At 70.7% G+C, this 23,544-nt stretch carries 19 protein-coding genes; 8 read left to right on the top strand and 11 right to left on the bottom strand.

The features are described 5' to 3' along the window. Window positions 1-220: 220 nt before the first annotated feature. Both ACFYSH_RS08695 and ACFYSH_RS08690 read right to left on the bottom strand, forming a co-directional pair. Window positions 221-1,495, bottom strand: a complete 1,275-nt coding sequence (locus ACFYSH_RS08695) for an MFS transporter (RefSeq protein WP_388751527.1) — start codon at window positions 1,493-1,495, stop codon at window positions 221-223. Further along, window positions 1,492-2,262 carry a hypothetical protein gene (locus tag ACFYSH_RS08690; RefSeq protein ID WP_388751525.1) on the bottom strand — a complete coding sequence of 257 codons (771 nt, stop codon included), beginning with the start codon at window positions 2,260-2,262 and terminating at the stop codon, window positions 1,492-1,494. The genes ACFYSH_RS08695 and ACFYSH_RS08690 overlap by 4 nt, the downstream gene beginning before the upstream one ends. 213 nt (window positions 2,263-2,475) lie before the next feature. Here ACFYSH_RS08690 and ACFYSH_RS08685 point away from each other — a divergent pair, with 213 nt between their 5' ends. From ACFYSH_RS08685 to gndA, 3 genes are all read left to right on the top strand, one after another. Further along, a complete protein-coding gene (locus ACFYSH_RS08685; protein WP_388751523.1) occupies window positions 2,476-2,955 on the top strand; it encodes a DUF5709 domain-containing protein in 480 nt (159 codons plus the stop codon). 268 nt (window positions 2,956-3,223) lie between these two features. Beyond that, window positions 3,224-5,053 (top strand): ABC transporter ATP-binding protein, encoded by a 1,830-nt coding sequence (locus ACFYSH_RS08680; RefSeq protein WP_359473904.1) that lies wholly within the window; start codon window positions 3,224-3,226, stop codon window positions 5,051-5,053. Window positions 5,054-5,300: 247 nt separating this feature from the next. Further along, window positions 5,301-6,740, top strand: a complete 1,440-nt coding sequence (gndA, locus tag ACFYSH_RS08675) for an NADP-dependent phosphogluconate dehydrogenase (protein WP_359473907.1) — start codon at window positions 5,301-5,303, stop codon at window positions 6,738-6,740. 142 nt (window positions 6,741-6,882) lie between these two features. On the opposite strand, the gene gap is transcribed toward gndA, so the two are convergent. After that, a complete protein-coding gene (gene gap, locus ACFYSH_RS08670) occupies window positions 6,883-7,881 on the bottom strand; it encodes a type I glyceraldehyde-3-phosphate dehydrogenase (protein ID WP_388751520.1) in 999 nt (332 codons plus the stop codon). Between the two features lie 107 nt (window positions 7,882-7,988). After that, a complete protein-coding gene (locus ACFYSH_RS08665) occupies window positions 7,989-8,945 on the bottom strand; it encodes a helix-turn-helix domain-containing protein (RefSeq protein WP_359473913.1) in 957 nt (318 codons plus the stop codon). Between the two features lie 188 nt (window positions 8,946-9,133). On the opposite strand from ACFYSH_RS08665, the gene ACFYSH_RS08660 reads away from it, so the two are divergent. Then, on the top strand, window positions 9,134-10,666 hold the full coding sequence (locus ACFYSH_RS08660) for a diaminopimelate decarboxylase (protein ID WP_388751518.1): 1,533 nt from the start codon (window positions 9,134-9,136) through the stop codon (window positions 10,664-10,666). A 591-nt stretch (window positions 10,667-11,257) separates the two neighbouring features. On the opposite strand, the gene panD is transcribed toward ACFYSH_RS08660, so the two are convergent. Further along, complete coding sequence (gene panD, locus ACFYSH_RS08655; RefSeq protein WP_388751516.1) at window positions 11,258-11,683, bottom strand: aspartate 1-decarboxylase; 426 nt, start codon at window positions 11,681-11,683, stop codon at window positions 11,258-11,260. 679 nt (window positions 11,684-12,362) lie between these two features. Further along, window positions 12,363-12,671, bottom strand: coding sequence for a GNAT family N-acetyltransferase (locus ACFYSH_RS08650; RefSeq protein ID WP_359473922.1), 309 nt, complete (start codon window positions 12,669-12,671; stop codon window positions 12,363-12,365). Between the two features lie 273 nt (window positions 12,672-12,944). Here ACFYSH_RS08650 and ACFYSH_RS08645 point away from each other — a divergent pair, with 273 nt between their 5' ends. After that, a complete protein-coding gene (locus ACFYSH_RS08645) occupies window positions 12,945-13,412 on the top strand; it encodes a MarR family transcriptional regulator (RefSeq protein ID WP_359473925.1) in 468 nt (155 codons plus the stop codon). 437 nt (window positions 13,413-13,849) lie between these two features. Here the strand turns inward: ACFYSH_RS08645 and ACFYSH_RS08640 are convergent, their stop codons facing one another. From ACFYSH_RS08640 to ACFYSH_RS08630, 3 genes are all read right to left on the bottom strand, one after another. Further along, the gene (locus ACFYSH_RS08640) at window positions 13,850-14,341 is read right to left on the bottom strand and encodes a GNAT family N-acetyltransferase (protein WP_359473928.1); all 492 of its coding nucleotides are present in this window, start codon (window positions 14,339-14,341) and stop codon (window positions 13,850-13,852) included. A gap of 238 nt (window positions 14,342-14,579) precedes the next feature. Next, window positions 14,580-15,344 carry a TetR/AcrR family transcriptional regulator C-terminal domain-containing protein gene (locus ACFYSH_RS08635; protein WP_359473931.1) on the bottom strand — a complete coding sequence of 255 codons (765 nt, stop codon included), beginning with the start codon at window positions 15,342-15,344 and terminating at the stop codon, window positions 14,580-14,582. A gap of 83 nt (window positions 15,345-15,427) precedes the next feature. Next, window positions 15,428-16,951, bottom strand: a complete 1,524-nt coding sequence (locus ACFYSH_RS08630; protein ID WP_388751513.1) for a DHA2 family efflux MFS transporter permease subunit — start codon at window positions 16,949-16,951, stop codon at window positions 15,428-15,430. A 137-nt stretch (window positions 16,952-17,088) separates the two neighbouring features. Between ACFYSH_RS08630 and ACFYSH_RS08625 the strand changes: the two genes are divergently transcribed. After that, window positions 17,089-18,213, top strand: coding sequence for a PLP-dependent cysteine synthase family protein (locus ACFYSH_RS08625; RefSeq protein ID WP_388751512.1), 1,125 nt, complete (start codon window positions 17,089-17,091; stop codon window positions 18,211-18,213). Between the two features lie 6 nt (window positions 18,214-18,219). Here ACFYSH_RS08625 and ACFYSH_RS08620 read toward each other — a convergent pair whose 3' ends face one another. Next, the gene (locus ACFYSH_RS08620) at window positions 18,220-19,443 is read right to left on the bottom strand and encodes a cytochrome P450 (RefSeq protein ID WP_388751510.1); all 1,224 of its coding nucleotides are present in this window, start codon (window positions 19,441-19,443) and stop codon (window positions 18,220-18,222) included. 12 nt (window positions 19,444-19,455) lie between these two features. Then, window positions 19,456-20,697 (bottom strand): cytochrome P450, encoded by a 1,242-nt coding sequence (locus tag ACFYSH_RS08615; RefSeq protein WP_359473943.1) that lies wholly within the window; start codon window positions 20,695-20,697, stop codon window positions 19,456-19,458. A gap of 258 nt (window positions 20,698-20,955) precedes the next feature. Here ACFYSH_RS08615 and ACFYSH_RS08610 point away from each other — a divergent pair, with 258 nt between their 5' ends. Together ACFYSH_RS08610 and ACFYSH_RS08605 are read left to right on the top strand one after the other, a co-directional pair. Further along, window positions 20,956-22,290, top strand: a complete 1,335-nt coding sequence (locus tag ACFYSH_RS08610; protein WP_388751507.1) for a KamA family radical SAM protein — start codon at window positions 20,956-20,958, stop codon at window positions 22,288-22,290. Next, on the top strand, window positions 22,287-23,540 hold the full coding sequence (locus ACFYSH_RS08605) for a pyridoxal phosphate-dependent aminotransferase (protein ID WP_388751506.1): 1,254 nt from the start codon (window positions 22,287-22,289) through the stop codon (window positions 23,538-23,540). Before ACFYSH_RS08610 ends, ACFYSH_RS08605 begins: the two co-directional genes overlap by 4 nt. The last annotated feature ends 4 nt before the right edge of the window (window positions 23,541-23,544 follow it).

Raw genomic sequence — 23,544 nt, 5'->3', positions numbered from 1 at the left:
TTTGTCTGCGGTCTTCATGGCGACGAGGTGGAGCCGGTCGTCGTCGGCGGCGGCGGTACCGGTTTCGGCGCCCGGCTGCCAGGGCGGGGCCGGTACGCGGCCTGGGGCCGTCGTACAGGGCCGGTGCCCCGAATCCGTGGGCCGTGAGGGAGTGGCGCGGTTCCTGGACCTGGCCTCGTAGAGCTTCGGGCGGTCGGTGCGCTGGTTGCCCGCCAGGTCTTCACGCCGTCACCGCCAGGGGTGCGGGCCGTGTCCGGGGCAGGGTGCCGTTGCGGTGCAGCCGGAGCACACCGGCTGCCGAAGCGAGCCCGGCCGCCACGCAGCAGGCCCAGGGGAGCAGAGCGGCCGGGCTGTTGTCCCCGCCTCGCTGGGCGGCGTCCATGGCCCAGCCGACAGCCGCGTTACCGACGGCCGCGGCGATGCCGGAGACCGCGTAGAAGACCCCGAAGTACGTGCCTGTCAGCGTCTGCCTGCCGAACCCCGGGATCAGTTCCATGACGAAGGGCTGCGCGGTCATGACTCCCAGATGCAGCAGGAGGGCTCCGGCCAGTACGGGCAGGGCGCGCAGGGTCGCGTCGAGGGCACCGTCCGGTGGTGCGTCCTCGCCTGCGACGAGCATCGGTGGTACGAAGGCGAGCCCCATCAGGACGAGTCCGGTGGCGATCCAACGCCCCCTGGTCCCCCGGGCTTTGAGCGCCCGGGTGATCCGCAGCTGGAAGGCGACGCCCGCGATCGTGCCCACCAGGAAGACGAGTCCGGCGGCGCCGTCCCAGCCGGTGGCCTGTCGGGCGCCTGCGGGCAGCAGCAGATAGAGCTGGTTCTCGAGGGTGAACATGCCGACCATGGCCAGCGCGAAGGCGAGGAAGGCGCGGTTGCCGACGGCTTCCCTCCAGTCGGCGGCGACGCTGCTCGTGGCCGGGGGCACGTCCCGGGCCGGGAGCACCAGGGCCTGGGCGAAGGTGAGTACGGCGAAGATCGCGGCGGCGGTGAGCGCGGCGGCCCGGAAGTCGACCAGCAGCAGGGCGCTGCCCAGAAGGGGTCCGACGAGGGCGCCGGTCGTCGCGAAGACGTTGAACAGGGCGAACGCCTCGGCCTTGCGCTCCCCAGCCTCCTGCGCGAGGTAGGTGCGGACGGCGGGGTTGAACAGCGCGCCGGCCACCCCGCTGAGCACGGAGGCGGCGAGCAGGACGGGCAGCCCGTCACCGAGCGCGAAGAGGGCGAAGCCGACGGTGCGTAGCGCGCAGCCGGTGATGATGACGCCTCGGGCGCCGAGCCGGTCGGCGGCGGAGCCGCCTATGAGGAACAGGCCCTGCTGGCTGAGGTTGCGTACACCGAGGACGATACCGACGACGGCCGCCGACATCCCCAGGTCGTCGCCGAGGTGGGTGGCGAGGTAGGGGATGAGGAGGTAGAAGCCTGTGTTGACGCCGAGTTGGTTGACCAGCAACAGACGGATGGCGAGCGGGAATCCACGAATTTCCTGCCAGGTCCTCATGCGGCCGCGCTCCGGACCCCGGCTTCGGAGCGGGGCCGTACGCCGAGCTGCGGCGGGCTCGCCGCCGCGACGCGACCGTCCTCGCCGCCGATGCCGCTCCAGGGGCCGTGGGCGAGCAGGAGGTGCCCGTCGAGGCCGGTCCGGCGGGCACGGCCGACGGTGTGGACAGCCGGGGCGATGCCGAGGGTGCCGGCGGTCGGACGGCCGGGCATCAGGTCCGTGCCACTGCCCTTGGCCGGCGCGACGATACGGAGAGCGGCGCGGACACCGCCGCACGGGGCGAGGGCGACGTCGATCTGACGTACGGACGTGCCCTCGCAGAGGTCCATCGGCTCGACGGCCAAGGGGTGGCCGATGCCATGGGCGGCCAGGACGGTTTCGGTCCCGTCCGCACATACGGCGGAGCGGGGGCCGGGTATGCGCGCTGCGGCCAGGACACGGCGGGTGGCGTGCTTGCGACGTGCGTTCTCCATGGCTTCGGCCGAGGGTTCCGGCAGGCCCGGCCTGGCAGCGATGCGGGCGGCGGCCGGCAGGGAGCGGGCACAGGACGTGACCGCCCCCTCGAAGCGCGACGCACCGTGCGACCGCTCGACCCGCGGGAGTGCAGACTCCGCATCACTGGTGGGCGCCGTGACGACACTACGTGCAGTGCGGTGGTGCAGGTCGCTGGTGCGGAAGGTGAAGTGGTGCCCCGCCTCCTCGATGGCCCGTGGCAGCAGTCCGCTCATCGCCCCGACCCAGCTCTCGACCACCGACAGATGAGCCACGATCTCCCCCTTCTCGCCGTGCCGTTGTCCCTGCCGGCAGGCAGAGTTCACCCCCACGCGGGGTATGCCGACCCGATCACGCACACGCTATCGATAATCATTTTCATTGTCATCCCTGGCGGCGTCCCCGCTTCCGGAGACCTGCTTCCGTTGCGCAGCCCGCCGGACCGGAGTGGAATTGCATACAGGGGGACCCGGAGGAAGGGGCACGCCATGAGCGACAGCGACCGGGGGGACGACGTCTACCAGCCGCAGGAGCCGGAGGCCTCGGACCCCGCCGACCTGCTGGATCTGGAGGACACCCTGGACACGTCAGGGATCGCCGACGTCCTGGACGAGGGCTACTCCCCGCCGGACCGTCCCTGGGCCGTCGACGACGAAGGCACCACCGCCTCGGAGCAGCACACGGGCGAAACCCTCGACAGCCGCCTCACCAGGGAAGTCCCGGAGAGCCCCGCCCCTGTCCCCGACGGTCCCGGTGATCTGGTGGACGGCGACGGCGAGCTCTACGACCTGGAAGAAGTGGGAACGGACCGCGCGGGCAGACTCACGCAGGAGGGCGATGGGCACGTGCCCTCCACCCTCACCGCCCAGGACGTCGGTATCGACGGCGCGGCGGCGTCCGCCGAGGAGGCGGCCATGCACCTGATACCGGAGGAGCAGGACCTCTTCGAGGAGAGGCCCGTGGCCTGAAGGCACTGCCATCCGGTGCGACCCATGGGGCGCCCGGTGCGAGGACGGACGGACCGGTGCGGCCGAAAGGCGCCGTTGCGCTGCCCGTGCCCCTGAAAACACTTGGACGCCGACCGCCCGGCCACGCGAGACTCCTCTCCTCCGGACCTCTTGCCACGGACGCGCAGCCGGTGCTTCCGGTGGGTACGGTGCCACGCCCTTCGTGTGCGGCGACCTCTCCCCATGGCGGAGTCCGGAGCAACTGCCCGCGAAACGACATGAGGTCGGCATGGGATCGCAGCAGTCTCACGGCACCGGACCGGGTAAGGGCCCGGTGCGGCTCGCACTCCGCCACTACCTGCGGGAACTCTCCCGCCAACGTCGGCTTTCCGTTCCCGGGCTCCTGCTCCCGGCCGTCGGCAACATCGGAATCACGTACATAGCGCCCCTGATCGTCGCCAAACTCGTCGGCCGGATCGCCGAGGACGGAGCCTTGGGCGTCCGCGAGGCGCTGCCCTACGTCGGGGTGTTCGCCGGAGTGCTGCTCCTGGCGGAAGCGATGTGGCGGCTGGGACTGCACTGCCTCAACCGCGTAGACGCCCGAGGCATCGAGCACCTGTATGTCACCGGAATGGATGAACTGTTCGCCAAGGACGCCTCGTTCTTCCAGGACAACTTCGCCGGATCGCTGACCAAGAGGGTGCTGAGTTTCGCCGCACGCTTCGAGGAGTTCGTCGACACCCTCACGTTCAACGTCATCGGAAGCCTGGCCCCGCTGCTGTTCGGGACGGTGATCCTGTGGAGCTACGACCCCCTCCTGGTGGCCGGCCTGCTGACGATGATCGCGGTGACCGCCGTGTGCGCCGCACCGCTCATCCGGCGCCGCCAGAAGCTGGTCAACCGGCGCGAGGAGGCGATCGCCCGGGTGTCGGGCCATGTGTCCGACGCGCTGATGAACATGGACACCGTGCGCGCCTTCGCGGCCGAGGAACGCGAGGCCGCCGAGCACCGGGCGCGGGTCGCGGAGTCCCGGCGGCTGACGCTGCGCTCGTGGGACTACGGCAATCTGCGCATCGACACCCTCGTCGCACCGCTGTCCGTGCTCACCAACGCACTGGGTCTGCTCCTCGCCGTCGGGATCGGGGCCGGCGGCGGCGGCGTGGAGGCGATCGTGGTGGCCTTCACGTACTACACCGGCTCGACCCGCATCATGTTCGAGTTCAATCAGATCTACCGCCGCCTCGAGAGCTCGATGACCGAGGCCGCGCAGTTCACCGAGCTGCTCCTCGTCGAACCCACCGTGCTGGACCCCGCGACACCGGAGCCGTTGAGCCCGCAGTCCGGGGGTGTGCGCTTCGAACAGGTCACGTTCGCCCACAACGGGGCTGACCCCATCTTCGAGGGGCTCGACCTCGACGTGCCGAGCGGGACGAGGATCGGTCTCGTCGGACGGTCCGGTGGCGGCAAGACCACGCTCACCCGGCTGCTGCTGCGTATGGCCGACGTCCGGTCCGGCCGCATCCTGATCGGAGGTCAGGACATCAGCCGGTTACGCCAGTCCGACCTGCGGAGCCTGATCGCGTACGTCCCGCAGGAACCGGCCATGTTCCACCGCACGCTGCGCGAGAACATCCAGTTCGCCCGGCCGGACGCCACCGACGCGGAGATCCGCGCCGCCGCCGACGCGGCACATGTCACCGAGTTCGCCGGTCAACTCCCGTCGGGCTTCGACACGATGGTCGGGGAACGCGGCGTCAAACTCTCCGGTGGGCAGCGTCAGCGGGTCGCCCTCGCCCGGGCGATCCTGCGTGACGCGCCGATCCTGCTGCTCGACGAGGCGACCAGCGCGCTGGACTCCGAGAGTGAGACCCTCGTCCAACAGGCGCTGTGGCAGCTGATGGAAGGCCGGACCGCGTTGGTCGTCGCGCACCGCCTGAGCACGGTCGCGGCCATGGACCAGCTCATCGTGCTCGACCACGGCCGCATCGTCGAGCAGGGGACGCACCACGAGCTGCTGCACACCGACGGCGCCTACGCCAAGCTCTGGCACCACCAGTCCGGCGGCTTCCTCGTCGACACCGCCACCGGCGAGCCTCTCCCGACTCACGAACCGCTGTGACACGCCCCGGCCCGCGCCATCGGCCTCCCCCGGGCCGATCGACGTGCGCGGCCCCCCGGCCCGCGCTCCGCAAGGAGGCAGGACAGCCGCGTCACGGAGTGCCGACGACCATCCGGTGAACATCCGCGACACCACGGCCCGCTCCCGGTCCGCGATCTCCTGTACCTCCTAAGCTCGGCAGCCCGTTCCACCATCGCGGTCGGCCGAACTGCCGAAGAACACGAAACCGGAAGCAGGCAGAGCAGCAATGAGCAGCACAGCGCAGATCGGTGTCACAGGACTTGCCGTCATGGGGCGCAACCTGGCCCGCAATTTCGCACGCAACGGATACACCGTCGCGGTACACAACCGAACGGATGCTCGCACGCACGAACTCGTCGAACAGTTCGGGGGCGAGGGCCATTTCATCGCGACCGAGAGCGCCCAGGATTTCGTGGCAGCCCTGGAAAGGCCACGACGTCTGGTGGCCATGGTGAAGGCCGGGGAGGCCACGGACGCAGTGATCGCGGAGTTCGCTCCTCTCCTGGAACCCGGCGATGTGATCATCGACGGAGGCAATGCCCACTTCGCAGACACGCGCCGCCGAGAGCGCGAGTTGCGCGAGCAGGGCATCCACTTCGTCGGCACCGGCGTCTCCGGTGGCGAGGAAGGCGCGCTCAACGGACCGAGCATCATGCCGGGCGGCAGCAAGGAGTCCTACGACTCACTGGGGCCGATGCTGGAGAAGATCTCCGCGAAAGCCAAGGACGGCGCCCCGTGCGTCACACATATCGGTCCTGACGGTGCCGGACACTTCGTGAAGATGACACACAACGGCGTCGAGTACGCGGACATGCAGCTCATCGGCGAGGCGTACCAACTGCTCCGCGACGTGGCGGGATACTCCGCCGCTGATATCGCGGGCATCTTCCGCGCCTGGAACACCGGGCGCCTGGACTCCTACCTCATCGAGATCACCGCGGAAGTGCTCTCACACATCGATGCGGCGACCGGTGAGCCCTTCGTGGATGTCGTGCTCGACCAGGCGGAGCAGAAGGGCACCGGTCGCTGGACGGTACAGATCGCCCTCGACCTGGGCGTCCCCGTCTCCGGCATCGCCGAGGCAGTCTTCGCACGTTCCGTCTCCGGCCACTCGACCCTCCGTGATGCCTCACGCCACCTCGCCGGACCGACCGCCCGCAAGCTCGGTGAGACCGAGGCGGCGGCCTTCGCCGACCAGGTCGAGCAGGCACTCTATGCCTCGAAGATCGTCGCCTACACCCAGGGCTTCCACGAGATCGCGGCGGGCAGCGAGCAATACGACTGGAACATCGACCTCGGCAAGGTCGCCGCGATCTGGCGCGGCGGGTGCATCATCCGGGCCGCGTTCCTCGACCGGATCACCAGCGCCTACGAAGCCCAGCCTCAGCTGCCGAGCCTCCTCTCCGACAAGAGCTTCGCCGAGGAGATCGCCGCCGCACAGAGCGACTGGCGCACCGTGATCGCCACCGCCGTCACCCAGGGCGTCCCCACCCCCGCCTTCGCCGCCACCCTCGCCTACTACGACTCCCTACGCGCCGAGCGCCTTCCCGCCGCCCTCACCCAAGGGCAGCGCGACTACTTCGGCGCACACACCTATCACCGCATCGACCGGGACGGCGCCTTCCACACCCTCTGGGGCGGAGACAAGACCGAAGTCGAGAGCTGACCGACGTCGGTCCACGCTGCTGACGGGACAGCCCTTGGGCAGGAAGCAACCGGCTGAGCGCTGCAGTCGGCCCGGCCGGCCACAGCGCTCACCGGAGGTACTGGCCCGTGCAACTGGGCAGGCGGGCCGCCCCGGTTTCCGGTCAGTTGGTGGAGAGGAGTTCGAGGGTATCGATCACGCGGTTCGAGAAGCCCCACTCGTTGTCGTACCAGGCAACCACCTTGACGTGGCGGCCGTCGACGCGGGTGAGAGCCGAGTCGAAGATCGACGAGGCCGGATTGCCCGTGATGTCGGAGGACACGAGCGGGTCGTCCGAGTATTCGAGTACACCCGCGAGCGGTCCCTGCGCCGCGGCGCGGTACGCCGCCAGCACCTCTTCGCGCGTCACGTCGCGGGCGACGGTCGTGTTGAGTTCGACGATCGATCCCACCGGGACCGGCACACGGATCGAGTCGCCCGACAGCTTGCCGTCGAGGTTCGGCAGCACGAGGCCGATCGCCTTGGCGGCGCCCGTCGTGGTCGGCACGATGTTGACGGCGGCCGCGCGGGCGCGGCGGGCGTCGCGGTGCGGACCGTCCTGCAGGTTCTGCTCCTGCGTGTAGGCGTGCACCGTCGTCATGAAACCGTGCTCGATGCCGGCGAGCCCGTCGAGCACCGCGGCCAGCGGCGCGAGCGCGTTGGTCGTGCACGAGGCGTTCGAGACGATCGTGTGCGCGGCCGGGTCGTACGCCTCGGTGTTGACCCCGAACGCGAGGGTGACATCCGCGCCGTCCGCCGGCGCACTGATGAGTACCTTCTTCGCGCCCGCGTCGATGTGGGCGCGGGCGGCCGCGGCCGACGTGAAGCGGCCGGTCGCCTCGAGCACGATGTCGACGCCGAGTCCGGCCCACGGCAGTTGCGCGGGTTCACGCTCGGCGAGCACGGTGATGCGTCGGCCGTCGACGACGAGGGCGTCCCCGTCGACAGTCACCGGACGGCCGAGCCGCCCCGCCGTCGTGTCGTAGGCGAGCAGCCGCGCGAGGGTCGCGGGCTCCGTGAGGTCGTTGACGGCGACGACCTCGAGGTCGCTGTCACGTTCGAGCAGCGCGCGCAGCACGTTACGTCCGATGCGGCCGAATCCGTTGATGGCGATGCGAGTCATGAGTGGTGTCCCTTCGGGTTCACCACCAGGCTCTCGCGCAACAGTTGCCGGTGACAGCGGCGTGATCGCCATGGTCCGCAAGGATCACGCCACATGGCCGGGCCGGGCTAATGGCCCTGGGCGAAGGTTCGCCGGTACTCGGTCGGCGTGGTGCCGAGGACGCGTTGGAAGTGCAGTCGCAGATTCGCGCCGGTGCCGAGACCGACGTCGGCGGCGATCTGCTCGATGCCTCGCTGTGAACGCTCGAGCTGCTCACGGGCCACGTCGATGCGGGCTCGCATGACCCACTGCATCGGCGTGTACCCCGTGTCCTCGACGAAGCGCCGCGACAACGTCCGCGGTGACACCGCCGCATGCCGGGCGAGTGCTTCCAGCGTGAGGGGCTCGCCGAGCCGGTGCAGCGCCCACTCCCGGGTCGCGGCGAACCGCTCGCCGAGCGACTCGGGCACGCTGCGCGGCACGTACTGCGCCTGGCCGCCGCTGCGGTAGGGCGCCGCCACCAGGCGCCGCGCCGCGTGGTTCGACGCGGACACCCCCAGATCGCCGCGCAGGATGTGCAGACACAGGTCGATGCCCGAGGCGGCGCCGGCTGACGTGAGCACGCTGCCCTCGTCGACGAACAGAACGTTCGCGTCGACCCGGACGAGGGGACGCTTTGCCGCGAGTGCCCGTGTGTAGTGCCAGTGCGTCGTGGCGCGCTTGCCGTCGAGCAGACCCGTGGCAGCGAGCGCGAAGGCGCCCGTGGAGATGGCGGCGAGCCGCGCGCCACGATGGTGCGCGGCGATCAGCGCATCGACGACGGCTTGCGGCGGGTCGTCGCGGTCCGGGTACCGGTAGCCGGGGACGAAGACGATGTCAGCCCATGCAAGGGCCTCGATGCCGTGGGCGACGTAGTACGACAGGCCGTCGCCGCCGGTCACGGGACCGGGCGCCGCACCGCACACCCGCACCTCGTACGGCATGCTCGCGCGGGTCGTGAACACCTGCGCGGGAATTCCGACATCGAGGGGCTTGGCGCCTTCCAGCACGAGGACGGCGACGTGATGCAGTGGTGAGGCCGGCACGGGAAAGAGGGTATGCGGGGGTGCGGGGTGCTGCAGCCCAGTTGCCGAAACGGCGCAGGTCCGCACAGGAACCGAGTCGATACCGAGACGCACCTCCGTCCGGTCGGCCTGGACGCGGGGCAGGGGCCCGCCTCCGCCATCGGACCCCTGACCCGGCTGCGGCCCGCGGGGATGACTTCGGGCGCTGTATGGGCCAGGATCGGTCCATCGGACATCTGGACCACGACGCGACGAGCATCCGGCTCCACCCCCACCAGGCGTTCGCCGTCCGGATGCCGACGCCCGAGGCCGTGGTCCCTCATCGCCTGAGCGCGCCGACCTGGGAGGCTCCTATCGACGACACCCGCCCCGCACCGGCGTCGGGCCCCGCGACGGCCGAAAGCTCTGCGCCCGCCCCGCGCTCGCACCGGTTCGCCGAAGCGCTACGCCTCGCGGTGACGGAAGGACTGCTCGGCGAGGAGAAACCTTTGGCGGGCTTCCTGGACGCCGACGGGATACGCGACTCCGTCGACGCGCTGCGGGACGCCTTCGCCGCCGAACCGGGCGTGCGGGTACTGCACACCTTCGCCGCGAAGGCCGCCTCGCTGGTCCCGGTGCTGCGGCTGCTCGCCGACTGCGGCATGGGCTGTGAGGTGGCCGGGCCGGGCGAACTGAGGCTCGCCGTCGAGGCCGGCTTCCCCACGGCACGCATCGTCCTGGACTCACCCGCCAAGACGCGTGACGAACTCCGGCTGGCGCTGGCGCTCGGTGTCGCGGTGAACGCGGACAGCTTCGACGAGATCCGCCGCATCGAGGAGCTCCGCTCCCCCGGCTCTGCGTCCGTGGTGGGACTCCGGGTGAACCCCCAGGTGGGAGGCGGTTCCATCGCCGCCATGAGCACGGCGACTGCCACCTCGAAGTTCGGCGTCGCCCTACGTGACCCCGGCGCCCGAGAGCAGGTCGTCCGGGCCTTCGCCGAGCGCCCCTGGCTCACCCGCCTGCACGCCCACGTCGGCTCGCAGGGCTGCGCACTCGAGCTGATCGCCGCAGGCATCGCGGAGACGTACCGGCTCGCCGAAGAGATCAACGAGACCCTGGGAACGCGCCGGGTCACCGGGCTCGACATCGGGGGCGGACTGCCGGTCAACTTCACCGACGACGAGATCCGGCCCACCTTCGCGGAGTACGTGACCGCGCTGAGGGAGGCCGCTCCCGGGATCTTCGACGGGAGCTACGACCTGGTCACCGAATTCGGCAGATCCCTGCTCGCCAAGAACGGCTTCATCGGGGCGCGTGTCGAGTACACCAAGGACGCGGGCGGGCGCCGTATCGCGCTCACCCACGCGGGGGCACAGATCGCGACCCGTACCGTCTTCATGCCCGACGCCTGGCCGCTCCGCGTCGGCGCTTTCGACGGCGAGGGACGTCCCAGGAGCGGCCCGCCGATGGTCCAGGACATCGCGGGACCGTGCTGCTTCGCCGGGGACGTGGTGGCCCACGCCCGGGAGCTGCCCGAACTGCGGGAAGGCGACTTCGTGGCCCTGTACGACACGGGTGCGTACTACTTCTCCACACCGTGGGCCTACAACAGTCTGCCCAGGCCGGCCGTGTACGGCTTCGCCGGAGAAACCGGCGGCCTGCGCTTCGCCCTTGTGCGCGAGGCGCAGTCCCTGGACTCGGTGGCGGCCGAGAGCGGACTGCGCCACGCCGATGCGCTGACAGGGCTCCACGCAGGGCCCTGACCGCTCCGGCTCACCCCGCCGGCTGGGGCGAGGGCTCCGGCTCGGGTACCGGTTCGGGGTTCGGGCTGGGAGGCTGCGGAATCGGATCCGGCGCAGGGCCGGGCGGCACGGGGCCCGGGGGTACGGGTGGCGGGGAGGGCACCGGTGTCGGGGGCCCCGGCATCGGCGGGGGCGTCGGCGCGGGCGGTACGGGGTCGGGACTCGGGTGTGTCATCTCGGTCCTCCAACGACGACGAACGGGACGAGTGGATCTCCTCTCCACCGTCTCCCCGTGCGGCTGCCCGCGCCTGCCGAGTCCACACGTACGTGCCGTGGCTCCAGACCCTGGCTTCCCCCCGGGCCCCTTGTCAGAAAAGCTCGGATGCGACTCGAGCTGCCGCTCGGCTCCGCGCACCAGCTCTCCGGGCGCCTCCGGATGGCGCTGGACCCACCTGTCGACGGACGGGCGGAGAGGGGCTACGGGGGCTCCCACGGGTGAGCCGCCCTCGTACGCCACCAGCTTGCCGTGCTCACGGTCGTCCTGGATCACCACCGAGGTGCTCTCAGGCTCCATGGCGGGTACTCCCGCGTGCGGTGGACGGCGTGCGCGGATCAGCTCCGGGAGGGCACCGCCTGCGGGCTCCGCTCGGTGCGCGTACCCGGCACGGGCGCCGAGGCGTCGGTGCCCAGCTCCACGATGCGGTTCCTGGCGTCGACGTGCACCACGCGGGGCACGAGCGCACGCGCCTCCGCGTCGTCGACCTGTGCGTAGCTGATGAGAATGACCAGGTCACCGGGGTGTACCAGGTGAGCGGCCGCGCCGTTGATCCCGATGACACCGGACCCGCGCTCCCCCTCGATGACGTACGTCTCGAGGCGGGCGCCGTTGTCGATGTCCACGATGTGCACGAGCTCGCCGGGCAGCAGATCCGCCGCGTCCATCAGGTCGGCGTCGACCGTCACGGATCCGACATAGTGCAGGTCGGCCTGGGTCACGGTGGCTCGGTGGATCTTGGACTTGTGCATGGTGCGCAGCACTTTTGCCTCCTAGAAGACGGCTCCCTGCCAGATTTGTGCAGGTCAGGGGCGCTGTTCACTATACACCGGCATGTCTTCGACTCGAGAACTTCCCGGAACATCGTGCGCCGTGGCGCACACGCTTCTCACCTGCGCTGAGCAAGCTGCCGCGAAGCCGTCAGCCGGAGCATGTACGGAAGACCGCCCCGGTCCCATGCTGATCGGATGCCGAGTTGGCTGATGAGGAGCCAGGCAGGTCGAAAGGTCCGGAGCAAGTGGCCACCGGCCTTCGAGGCGTGGCGTCGTAGAGGCTGTGGTGTCGTAGACGCTGACGCCCCTTGATCCCTGCGGTATGCCGACCATGTGAGGTATGCGCAAGGGGCGGGCCGGCCGAGCACCCTGCTCGTGCTCCGCTCCCCACATCTGCCCACCGCGCCGTAGTAGTGTGCGGGCCAGGACATCCGCTTGCAGGCGCCCTTGAGCTGGGGCGCGGCGGCGACGGACGACCAGGCCCGCCTCGCCGAGGACAACATCCGGGCCGTTCTCGGGCCGACGGCTCCAACGAGCAACACGTGGTCGCGTTTACACAGGTCAGCGACGTTTGACGCCTGTACCACCAGCAAACGACGACTCCGGCCCGTACGCCCTCCGCTCGGATGCGCCGCTCACGCCCGCCTCCGTCCCTGCCGTGCTCGGCTTCTCAGTCACTGACCTTGCTGCGAGACTGGTACAGCAGGTCCTGGTACTCGGGGTGCCGACTGATCCAGCCCGCGAAGAAGGGGCAGGTGGCCAGCACCCGCAGCTTCGCGGTGCGTGCCTCGTCAAGGGCTGTACGCACCAGCGCCGACCCGACTCCCGCGCCCTCGTACTCCGCCTCGACCTCGGTGTGCACGAACGCCACGAGTTCCGTCGTACGGATGTATTCCACGACGCCCGCCACCTTGGACTCTCCATCGACACGGGCCTCGTAGCGCTTCGCCTCGGGCACGTCGCTCACTTCGACCGTCATGTGTCCTCCTTGCGGGGGCCCGATCCCGCTCAAGTCGGCGGAATCCCGTCAGCCAGGACATCACCCTAGCCCCATAAGGTTGATGCATCAACTTGCTCTCGACGAGAGCGACCACGGGGCGCCGGCCTCCGGACCCGCAGGAGACACGGCACGCACCACTCACCTGCCGGGTGCGAACCCGAGCGTCCTGCATGACGCACGCGGCCTCGCACAGGGCCGCATCGCAGCCACCGCCAGTAGATGAGCTGTCAACGATTTCGTTAGACTGCCCGTATGGACGCACAGCCGCGCTGGCTCGACCCGGAACAGAAGGCCGCCTGGGACAGCTTCATCCGCATGCAGGAGACGCTCATCGGACGACTGTCCCGACGCGTCCAGGTCGACTCCGGCATGTCAGCAGCCGACTACGTCGTACTCGTCAGCCTCACCGAAAGAGGCAACGGGCGAATGCGCTTCCTGGATCTGGCCAAACTCGTGGAGTGGGAGAAGAGCCGGATGTCCCACCAGGTCACGCGGATGGCGAAACGCGGACTCGTGGCCAGGGAGGAGTGTCCCGACGACGGACGCGGAGCATTCATCGTCGCCACCCCGGCCGGCTACAAGGCGATCGAGGAGGCTGCACCCCAGCACGTCGAGCACGTCCGCCGCCTCTTCATCGACGCCCTGACCCCGAACCAGCTCACCGCACTCGGCCGGATCTCCAAGCGCGTCCTGGACCACATGGAGAAGCAGCCGGACTGACCGGGCGAGGGGACGCGATTGCCTGGATCACGAGCGGTCAGCCCCGCGCCGCCCCGAAGGGGCGCCTCGGCTCTCGGGACGCGACCGATGAGGGTTCCCTTCTCTCCCTCGCACCAGGGCTGAAAGGGCGCAGCATCGACTGAGCTTTTACCTGGGACCCAGGGCAGCATGGTTGACCTGCCACCGCGTGGCCCGGCCGCCTGCTATGGGAAGACCGCCACGGTTCAGCACGCCGGATTCCTCATCCTCCCTCTGGTCCGCACGCTCGAAGAACAGCCGACGCGCTCAGACACCTCCTCAGCCTTGCCGTAGGACATGAGCAGGAACTCGGCCATCGCCTTGTGGAGGCGGGCGCGGGCCGGTCGGTCCAGCCGGTCGACGCCTCCCCAGAACTTGTTGGTGTTCGTCCCGTCGCGTACGCCCTTGATCTGCCCTGCCTACCCGTCCAGTGGATCTGCCTCGCCCAACTCCAGCTCCCCGACCTTCTGGTCCCCGCTCATCTCCCCCGTCGGACGGAACCCCAGCCCCAGATAGAAACCCTCGGGGCCGTCCTCGCCCGGGTGCCAGGTGGTGGTCAGGCGGGTGCCGCCGCGGCGGCGGATTTCAGCGGCCACGGACTCGACCGCGAAGCGGCCGTATCCGCATCCCTGTTCGCCGGCCGCGATGTTGAGCCGCCACAGTCCCGAGCGGATGTCGGCACCCTTGCCATCGCCCGCGAAGTCGATGTCGAGGAAGGCCATGAGGAAGCCGACAGGCCGGTCGCCGTCGAAGATGAGGCGGGGCCAGGCTGTGCCGGGGTGTACGTATGCCTCGGCGAGGGACTTCACCACCGGCGCCACCAGGTGCTCCTGGTCGGGGCGCACCTTCAGACCGACCGCGACATCGAGGTTGGCGGCAGTGACCGTTTCCAGGCGGAGCGTAGTTGTCATGCGGGAACCGTAAACCAGCGGGTCAACCGGTTTTCCCGGCGTCGCGTACCTCCCGCAGGCGCGACCCCGTCGGTCTCCTACCGGCCTCCGGGCACCGGTCCACGGAAGACGATTTCGGGCCGACCGAGATCGAGGACCGCAACGGTCCGTCAGGCAGGGCCGGGGCCCATCCACTCCCTCACCGCTCAGAGCCCGGTCGTCGGACTCGGAGGGCGACCGGAACGGCGGACCGGTTCGGTCACGGGCGGTCCCGGGCCGGTGTCTCGCCCGAGTCGGCCAGAGCCCTGAGGCCGGCGACGATGCACTGGAGGCCGAAGGCGAAGTTGCGGTCGCGGATCTCGGTGGCCGTGCCGATGTCGCGGCTCGCGAGCTCCCGCAGGGTCGCGAACTCCGTGAGTCCTGACCGCACCGCGTTCGACACCTCCGCGAAGCCCTCGTCCGCCGGCTGCTCGCCGTTCCGCTCCGCCTTCGCCGCGTTCTCGATCATCCGGGTCTCCGCGGTGGCGAACCCGCAGACGTACTCCAGCACCAGGGCGGCGGCGCTGTCGGTCTGGTCGGGGGCCAGCCCCGAGCCGCTCGCCACGCGCAGCGCGGTGTCCGTCATGCGCAGAGCGTTCGGGCCGATGTTGAGGTACTCGCCGATCAGTCGGGCGGCCCACCGGTGCCGGGCGAACACCGCGCGCAGGCTGCCCGCGAGGGCACACAGCTGCTCGTCCCAGGGAAGGCCGTCCGGTGGTGCCACGACCTCGCCGAAAACCTCGTCCAGGGCCAGTTCCAGCAGCTCGCCCTTGGTGGCCACATGCCAGTACAGGGACATGTGCCCCGCGTTGAGCTGCGTCGCCACCCGGCGCATCGACAGCGCCTGCAGGCCCTCGGCGTCCAGGAGTTCGACCGCGGTCCGCACGATACGCACCCGGCTCAGTCCCGGCGGCCCGGGCTGCCGCGCGGGGCGTGTCAGCCACACGCTCGCGGACTGTGCCGCCCCCCGCTTGCGCTCGCCCACGCCCGGCCTCCCGGTCTCGTCCGCCACTCATTCGCCCGTCTGTCATCATACGGCCGCGTGCCGCACGTCCCGGGGCGCGCAGCTCACGCCGAGGTGTGCCGCTCCGGTTCACCGGAGACCGCTGCGCCGACCGGCGTCGGCGGGACGGTGTGTTCCCGTCCCGCCCAGCCGAGCAGTGCGCCGGCCGCGACACCACCGACCGCGACGGCGAGGGCGCCGAGGAACTGGCTGGTCTCCAGAGCCGAGACGAACGCGTCACGGACCTCAGCGACCCGGCCGCCCGCAGCGGCGAGCGCTGTGGGGAGCGACTCCTCCGATCCGTCGGGCAGGACGGGCGGCAGTCCCGCGTCGAACCGGGCGACCAGCGCGGCGCCGAGCGCGGCCACGCCCAGACCGGTGCCCAGCTCCTGGAGCGTGCCGTTGACGCCCGAGGCGGTGCCGGCCCGGGCCGGTGGGATCGCGCTCATCAGGGCGGCACCGGCGGCGGGGCCCGCGGTACCCATGGCGAACCCGACCACGACGAGGCCGGGCAGGGTCCAGCCGTAGCCGCTGTCGCTGGTCGCGGCGATGGCGCACAGACCGAGCGCGGCCGTCACCATGCTCAGCGCGACGGTCCGGGCGAGGCCGATCTTCTTGCCCAGCGGAGCGCTGGCGGCGCCGCTGCCGATGAGCAGCGCCACGGCGAACGGCACGATCCGCAGGCCGGTTTCGAGCGGGGAGTAACCGAGGACGAACTGGAGCTGCTGGGTGAGCAGGAACAGCGAGCCTCCCATGCCGAAGGCGGCGAGCAGGCCGCCGAGCGCCGCTCCCGTGAACCTCCTTTCGGCGAACAGGCCCATGTCCAGCATCGGATGGGGTGTGTGGCGCTCCCAGACAGCGAACACGGCCATGGCCACGGCGGCGACGGCGAGCGGGCCAAGCACCAGCGGGTCCGTCCAGCCGTGCTCGGCGACGGCGATGACCGCCCAGACCAGGGACACCATGCCGAGGACGGACAGCGGCAGGCCGACGAAGTCGGGCCGTTCGCTGTGCGGATTGCGGGACTCGGGGACCAGCCAGGCGATGGCGACCAGACCGATGAGTGCAATCGGCACGTTGATCAGGAAGACCGCGCCCCACCAGAAGTGGGCCAGCAGGAACCCGCCGATGATGGGGCCACCCGCCATACCGGCGGCCGATACGGCCATCCAGATACCGATGGCCTTCATGCGCTCCTCGTCGCCGAAGACATGCATGAGGACAGCCAGCGTGGCCGGCATGAGGAGGGACGCGCCGAGGCCCATGACCACCCGGGCCGTGACCAGCATGCCCACCGAACCGGCCAGCGCTCCGATCAGTGAGCCCCCGCCGAACAGGGTGAGTCCCGCGAACAGGGCCCGCTTGCGGCCGAAGTGGTCGGCCATGCCGCCGGATGCGATGAGGAGACCGGCCAGAGCGAGCGAGTAGGCGTTGATCACCCACTGCACGTCCGCTGTACTGGCGTCGAGGTCCTCCATGAGGGTGGGGACGGCGACGTTCAGGACGGTGTTGTCCAGCACCGTCGTCAGCAGGGTCAGGCAGAGGACCCCCAGGATCCACCACTTGCGGTCACGTTCGGATGTCGCCATCAGCGTGCTCCTTCCGGGCCGGTCTCGTACAGCATACGAATCAGTCGTACACTGGACGAGAGGTTCTGGGTGCGGATTCCGGCCAACTGGGGAAGGTCATCCGTGACGGCCTGGCTACGAGAACGGAGACGCATCGCGTGGCACGGAGAATCGGGGACGAGAGGGACCGCGCCTGGGTCAGCCGGGCGATCGAACTGCTGCTGGCCGACCGGGCGGACGAACCCCCCACGCCTCTGCGGGCGTTCCCGCTCGCCGGGCCACCGGGGGCGGCGCTGTACCTGAAGGACGAGTCGCGGCGGCCGACGGGGAGCCTGAAGCACGGGCCCGCCCGTGACCTGTTGCTCGATGCCCTGCGCGCCGGTGAGATCGGGCCCGGCACCGCGCTGTTCGAGGCCACCAGCGGCAACATGGCCGTCGCACAGGCACACTTCGCGCGGCTCCTCGGGCTGCCGTACACCGCCGTCGTACCGGGCAGGACCGGGACGGCCAAGCGCCGGCGGATCGAGGCGCAGGGCGGGATCTGCCATCCCTTCGACCCGCCGCTCGCGGTCTACGGCAAGGCGCGTTCCCTCGCGGAGGAGGCCGGCGGTCACTGTGTGGACCATCTGGAGCGGGTGGGGGACGCGGTCGACTGGAGCGGTCCGACAAGTCTCGGGGCGCAGATCCTCAGCGACACGGAGAATGCCGGGGAGCCCGCGCCGGCGTGGATCGTCGTGGGGGTCGGCAGTGGGGCCACGTCGGCTGCCGTCGGCCGGTATCTCCGGATGCGCGGAGTGGGGACCAAGCTCGCCGTGGTCGACCCGGAGAACTCGGCGTACTTCGCCGGCTGGGCCGCGGACTTCCCCGGGTACACCACCGGCATGCCCTCCCGCATCGAGGGGATCGGACGGCCTCGTATGGAGCCCGCCTTCGATCCGTCCGTGATCGATCTGGTGATCCCGGTGCCGGACGTTGCGAGCGTGGCGGCGATGCGGCATCTGCACGCGATCACCGGGCTGATGGCGGGACCCTCCTCCGGGAGCTGTCTGTGGGGCGCCTTCCAGGTGCTGGACCGCATGCGCCGGGAGGACGTCCGGGGGCCGGTCGTGATGGTCGTCGGGGACGGCGGCGAGGCCTACCGTGACACCTACTACGACGACTCCTGGACCGAGGCCAAGGGGTGGCGACTGCACGGCCCGCTCTCCGACATGGAGCACTTCACCGCAACGGGGGCCTGGAGTGGCGCCCGGCCGGGCGAACCCGGCCGGGACGACGGCTCGTGAGGCCTCTCATGCGGCCCGTACCGACACCGGCAGGCTCGTCACGCCGAAGATGTCGGGGCGCTGGTGGTAGGCCGGGGTGCCGACGGTGATGTCCTGGTAGCGGTCCAGCAGGGCACGCAGGACGATCGACGACTCCATCCTGGCCAGGGGTGCGCCGAGACAGAAGTGGATGCCGTGGGAAAAGGTCAGATGGCCCGTCGGGGTGCGGCGGGGGAGGAAGCGGTCAGGGTCGGGGAACTGCAGTTCGTCGCGGTTGGCCGACAGCAGCCAGGTGACCACGATGCGACCGGCCGGGACGTCCACCTCGCCGATCCGGGTGTCCTCACGGGTGAGCCGGTAGAGGAAGGACACCGGCGGGCGGTAGCGCAGCACCTCGTCCAGGGCCCCGGGGATCAGCGAAGGGTCCTCACGCATGAGAGCCAGGGTGCCCGGTGTCTCGTCGAAGCTGAGCAGGGCGTTGCTCATGAACAGTGTCGTCGTCAGATGCCCGGCGAGCAGCAGGAACGCCGAGAAGTTGACCATCTGCTTGTCGGTGAGGCGCTCGCCGTCGGCTTCCGCCGCCACCAGGCGGGACAGCAGGTCGTCCCGGGAGGTGGTGCGGCGGTCCTGGACATGGGCGAGGAGGTAGTCCGCCATCTCGGTGAGCTCGGCGGCGCGGGTCTTGGCGTAGCCACCCTCGAGGAACTGGCCGGCCGTCACCTCGTCGCTGGGCGGCAGTAGGTACTCCGCCCATCGGCGGAACATCTCCCGGTCCGAGGTGGGGATGCCCAGCAGCTCGGCGATGACCACCACCGGCAGCGGCCCCGACAACTCCTCCACCAGGTCGAACTCCGTGCGCCCGGCGACCGGGTCGAGGAGTTCCGCGGTGACCGCGTGGATCCTCGGCTCGAGACCCGCCACCGTGCGCGGGGTGAACGCCTGGCTGATCAGCTTGCGCAACTGTCCGTGCCGGGGCGGGTCCGTCACGCTCAGGGACGCCTCCGCGAAGTTCGGCAGGCCCGGCTCCGGCGGGGGTGCGAGGGAGCTGAAGTCTGAGGAGAAGACGGCGGGTTCGGACAACACGCGCAGCGCGTCGGCGTGAGTGAGGACATGACACGAGCCGCTCGCCGGGTCGATCCACACGGGGGCGTCGCGTCGCATCCGCTTCAGCCACGCGTACAGCTCGCGGCCGTCGCCCACCACGGCGGGCGGCCCTTCGAACGGGGCGGACCCGGGTGTCACTGACGTCATCGGATCGTCTCCTCAGGAGGTCTGGACGGTGATCGGCAGGCTCTTCACCCCGAAGATCTCGGGACTGCGCTCGTAGTAGACGGGCGTTCCGACGTCCACCTGGCGGTAGCGGTCCAGGAGTTGGTTGAGAACGATCCGGGACTCCAACCGGGCCAGCGGGGTGCCGATGCAGAAGTGGATGCCGTGACCGAACGTCAGGTGGGTGCTGGGCTTGCGCGAGATGTCGAAGCGGTCCGGGTCGGGGAAGTGCCGCTCGTCTCGGTTGCCGGACATCTGCCAGCACATCACCGGCACGTTCGGCGGCAGGGTGACCCCGGCCAGCTCCGTCTCCTGGCGGGTGACCCGGGCCTGGAAGACCACCGGCGGCCGGTGCCGCAGCACCTCTTCCAGGAAGGCCGGCACCAGCTCGCGGTCCTCGCGGACCGCCTTGGCCTGCCCGGGCTCCTCCGCGCAGCTCAACAGGGCGTTACCCATCAGCAGCGAGGTCGTCAGATGGCCGGCCAGCAGCAGGAAGTTCAGGAAGCTGACGGTCTCGCCGTCGGTCAGCGCGTCGCCGTCGACCTCGGCGGTCACCAGCCGGGTGATCAGGTCGTCGCGTGGGGTGGTACGGCGGTCCTGGACGTGGCCCAGCAGATAGGCGTGCATGTCCTTGAGCTGGCCGACTATCTGTTCGGGCATCGTGCCGTCGGGTACGGCGCCCACCGGCAGCTCGTAGTTGGTCGACAGCAGGGCCTCGCCCCAGCCACGGAACAGCTCGCGGTCGGCCGGCGGGATGCCCAGCATCTCGGCGATGACGATGACCGGCAGCGGGTAGGCGACCGCGCTCACCAGGTCGAAGTCCCGCTCCCCCGCGACGGTGTCGAACAGCTCCCGGGTCAGCACCTCCACCTTGGGCTCCAACTGGGCGATCATGCGGGGGGTGAACGCCTGGCTGACCAGCCGGCGCAGCTTGCCGTGCCGGGGCGGGTCGGTCATGGTCAGCACGCCCTCGGTGAAGTTGGGGGCGTCAGGGTCCGGCGGTGGCATGATCGCGCTGAAGTCGGAGCTGAACACGTCCGGGGAGGACATCACCTTCAGCAGGTCGTCGTAGCGGAACACATGTGCCGCGCCGGTCATCTCGTCCCGCCACACCGGGTGGCGGTCACGCATCGTCTTCAGCCAGTCGAGCAACTGACGGCCGTCCCCCACCCCGGTCGGGGGCCGGGGCACCTCCGCCGTCCCGGCGGCGTCCGTCGGTTCCATCGGTCGGGTCATCGCAGCTTCACTCCTCGCGGGTGGATGCGGCAGACCGAAGCGCGCCTCGGGCACGGTGCCGGTCCGGCACTTCGGCGCCTGGGGCCGGACGCTAGCCCTTGATCAGGGCTGTGACCCGGGCCACTGCCGGAAGCTGTCGGGCTCGGGGCAGGAACGTGCCATTCGGGTGGTGGGCCCGGTCAACCGACCTAGCGTTCCCTTCGAGTCGCAGTCGAACGTCCGCGCTACGGGCCGGGCGTCGAGGGACGGGGGACCAGCGTGCACCTGACGGCCGACGGCACCACCACCCGCTTTCGCGCGTACGGACCGCGGCAGCTGGACGAGATCGCCCGGCGGCATCCGCTTCCGGACGCCGCACGTGAGACGGTCCGGCTGGTGTCGCGGGTGCTGCCGTTCCGGGTGAACGAGTACGTGCTCTCCGAACTTGTCGACTGGACCCAGGCTCCGGATGATCCCATGTACCAGCTGGTGTTCCCGCAGCACGGCATGCTCGACGAGGCCGATACGGCGGTCCTGCGCCGACTGGCCGGGCGCCGGGACGGCGACCCCGAGGTGGTCGCCGCGGTCCGTGCGATCCGTGAACGGCTCAACCCGCATCCCGGCGGGCAGCAGGAGCTGAACGTGCCGCGCGACGACTCAGGTACGGTCCCCGGTCTCCAGCACAAGTACCGGGAGACCGTCCTGTACTTCCCCGGCCAGGGACAGACCTGCCACACCTACTGCACCTACTGCTTCCGCTGGGCACAGTTCGTCGGGGACGCCGACCTGCGGTTCGCGGCGCGGGGCCCCGAGGGCCTGATCCGGTATCTCCGCGGGCACCCCGACGTCAGCGATGTGCTGGTCACCGGCGGTGACCCGATGGTGATGACCACCGAGCGGCTGCGCACCCATCTGGAGCCGCTGCTCGATGCGCCGACCGTACGGACGATCAGGATCGGCACCAAGTCGCCGGCCTACTGGCCGCAGCGGTTCGTCAGCGACGCCGATGCCGACGACGTACTGCGCCTTTTCGAGCGCGTCGTGGGCTCCGGGCGCGTCCTCGCGCTGCTGGCCCACTTCAGCCATCCGCGCGAGCTCGCCACCCCGCTCGCCCAGCGTGCGCTGGAGCGGATCCGGGCGACGGGCGCGGTGGTGTACTGCCAGGCACCCCTCATCGGCCACGTCAACGACAGCGCCGCCACCTGGTCCGCGCTGTGGCGGGCCGAACTCGCCGCCGGGCTTGTGCCGTACTACATGTTCGTGGCCCGCGACACCGGGCCGCACGCCTACTACCGGGTACCGCTCACCCGCGCGGTGGACGTCTTCCAGGACGCCTACCGAGACCTGCCCGGCCTCGCCCGGACCGTGCGCGGGCCCGTGATGTCGACGACCGTCGGCAAGATCGTCGTGGACGGGGTGGAACAGATCGCCCAGGAACGGTACTTCCGGCTGCGGCTGCTCCAGGCCCGCGATCCCCGGCTGGTCGGGCGTCCGTTCCGGGCGCCCTGGTCGCCCGATGCCGCCTGGTTCGACGATCTCCGGCCCGAGACGGGCGACGACGAGACGCTGCGCGCCGCGCTGACGACCGGTTTCCGGACGGAGGTCGCGCGATGAGCGCCGGGATGTCGCCCAACCTCGCCCTCGACCAGGAGGTCGCCCGGCTGCGGGCCGCCGGGCAGCGGGTGCTGCATCTGGGGTTCGGGGAGGCGCGGTTGCCGCTGCACCCGGGGCTGACACGGGCGCTCGGTGACGGTGCCTGGCACACCGCCTACGGCCCGGTCGCGGGGCGTCCGGAGGTGCTGGCCGCCGTGGCCGGTTACCACGGCCGACGGGGGCTGCCCACCGAGAGCGAACAGATCGTCGTGGCGCCCGGCAGCAAACCGCTGCTGATGGCGCTGGTCGCCGCCGTCGAGGGCGAGGTGCTGCTGCCCCGGCCGGCCTGGGTGACGTACGGGCCGCAGGCGCGTCTGTCGGGGCGCGAGGCCTGGGGGGTCGACGTCCCGGAAACGTGCGGGGGCGTGCCCGACCCGGCCGCACTGTCCGGCACCCTCCGGCGGATGCGGGAGCGGGGCCGACGGCCCGGGCTGCTCGTGCTGACCCTGCCGGACAACCCGACCGGCACCCTGGCGCCGCCCGGTCTCATCCGCGAGGTCTGCGGGATCGCCCGCGCGGCGGACCTCACCGTCGTCTCCGACGAGATATACCGGGACCTTCTCCACGACCCCGCCACCGCCTTCCTCAGCCCCGCCGAGGCCGCACCCGAGCGCACGGTCGTCACCACCGGGCTCAGCAAGACGCACGCCCTCGGCGGCTGGCGGATCGGCTCGGCCCGCTTTCCCGCCGGCGACCGGGGCGCCGAGCTGCGCGCCCGAGTCCTCGCCACCGCCAGTGAAGTCTGGTCCTCGCTCGCCGGGCCACTGCAGAGTGTCGCCCGGTACGCCTACGACGAGCCGCCCGAGCTCACCGAGCACGTCGCCCGCGGCGCACGGCTGCACGCCGCCGTCACCCAGGCCGTGCACCGCACCATGACCGAAGCGGGCGCCCGAGTCCGCTCCCCCGACGGCGGCTTCTACGTCTACCCCGACTTCGAGCCGGTCCGCGCCGTGCTCGCCGCCCACGGCGCCGTCGACTCGGCGTCCCTGGAGCGGGTCCTGCTGGAGCGGGCCGGAGTCGCCGTCCTCGGCGGCCACCACTTCGGCGACGACCCGCACGCCCTGCGCTTCCGTGCCGCGACCAGCCTGCTCCACGGCGGGACCGACCGCCGGCACCGCGCCGCCATGGAGTCGGACGACCCGACCGACCTGCCGTACATCCGCCGCGAGTTGGAACTGCTCGCTCAGGTCCTGACGAAGCTGACGGCCTGACGGC

Origin of the sequence: Streptomyces sp. NPDC005791, assembly GCF_042871485.1 — a bacterium.
Lineage (GTDB): Bacteria > Actinomycetota > Actinomycetes > Streptomycetales > Streptomycetaceae > Streptomyces.
The sequence above is the reverse complement of the archived record's forward strand: the minus strand, read 5'-3'. Positions and strand labels throughout refer to the sequence as shown.

Bases quoted from the DNA above. Each gene is read 5' to 3' on its own strand.
- ACFYSH_RS08695 (WP_388751527.1), bottom strand. From the start codon at position 1,495: ATGAGGACCTGGCAGGAAATTCGTGGATTCCCGCTCGCCATCCGTCTG.
- ACFYSH_RS08685 (WP_388751523.1), top strand. From the start codon at position 2,476: ATGAGCGACAGCGACCGGGGGGACGACGTCTACCAGCCGCAGGAGCCG.
- ACFYSH_RS08680 (WP_359473904.1), top strand. From the start codon at position 3,224: ATGGGATCGCAGCAGTCTCACGGCACCGGACCGGGTAAGGGCCCGGTG.
- gndA (WP_359473907.1), top strand. From the start codon at position 5,301: ATGAGCAGCACAGCGCAGATCGGTGTCACAGGACTTGCCGTCATGGGG.
- gap (WP_388751520.1), bottom strand. From the start codon at position 7,881: ATGACTCGCATCGCCATCAACGGATTCGGCCGCATCGGACGTAACGTG.
- ACFYSH_RS08660 (WP_388751518.1), top strand. From the start codon at position 9,134: ATGGGCCAGGATCGGTCCATCGGACATCTGGACCACGACGCGACGAGC.
- ACFYSH_RS08650 (WP_359473922.1), bottom strand. From the start codon at position 12,671: ATGACGGTCGAAGTGAGCGACGTGCCCGAGGCGAAGCGCTACGAGGCC.
- ACFYSH_RS08645 (WP_359473925.1), top strand. From the start codon at position 12,945: ATGGACGCACAGCCGCGCTGGCTCGACCCGGAACAGAAGGCCGCCTGG.
- ACFYSH_RS08640 (WP_359473928.1), bottom strand. From the start codon at position 14,341: ATGACAACTACGCTCCGCCTGGAAACGGTCACTGCCGCCAACCTCGAT.
- ACFYSH_RS08630 (WP_388751513.1), bottom strand. From the start codon at position 16,951: ATGGCGACATCCGAACGTGACCGCAAGTGGTGGATCCTGGGGGTCCTC.
- ACFYSH_RS08620 (WP_388751510.1), bottom strand. From the start codon at position 19,443: ATGACGTCAGTGACACCCGGGTCCGCCCCGTTCGAAGGGCCGCCCGCC.
- ACFYSH_RS08615 (WP_359473943.1), bottom strand. From the start codon at position 20,697: ATGACCCGACCGATGGAACCGACGGACGCCGCCGGGACGGCGGAGGTG.
- ACFYSH_RS08605 (WP_388751506.1), top strand. From the start codon at position 22,287: ATGAGCGCCGGGATGTCGCCCAACCTCGCCCTCGACCAGGAGGTCGCC.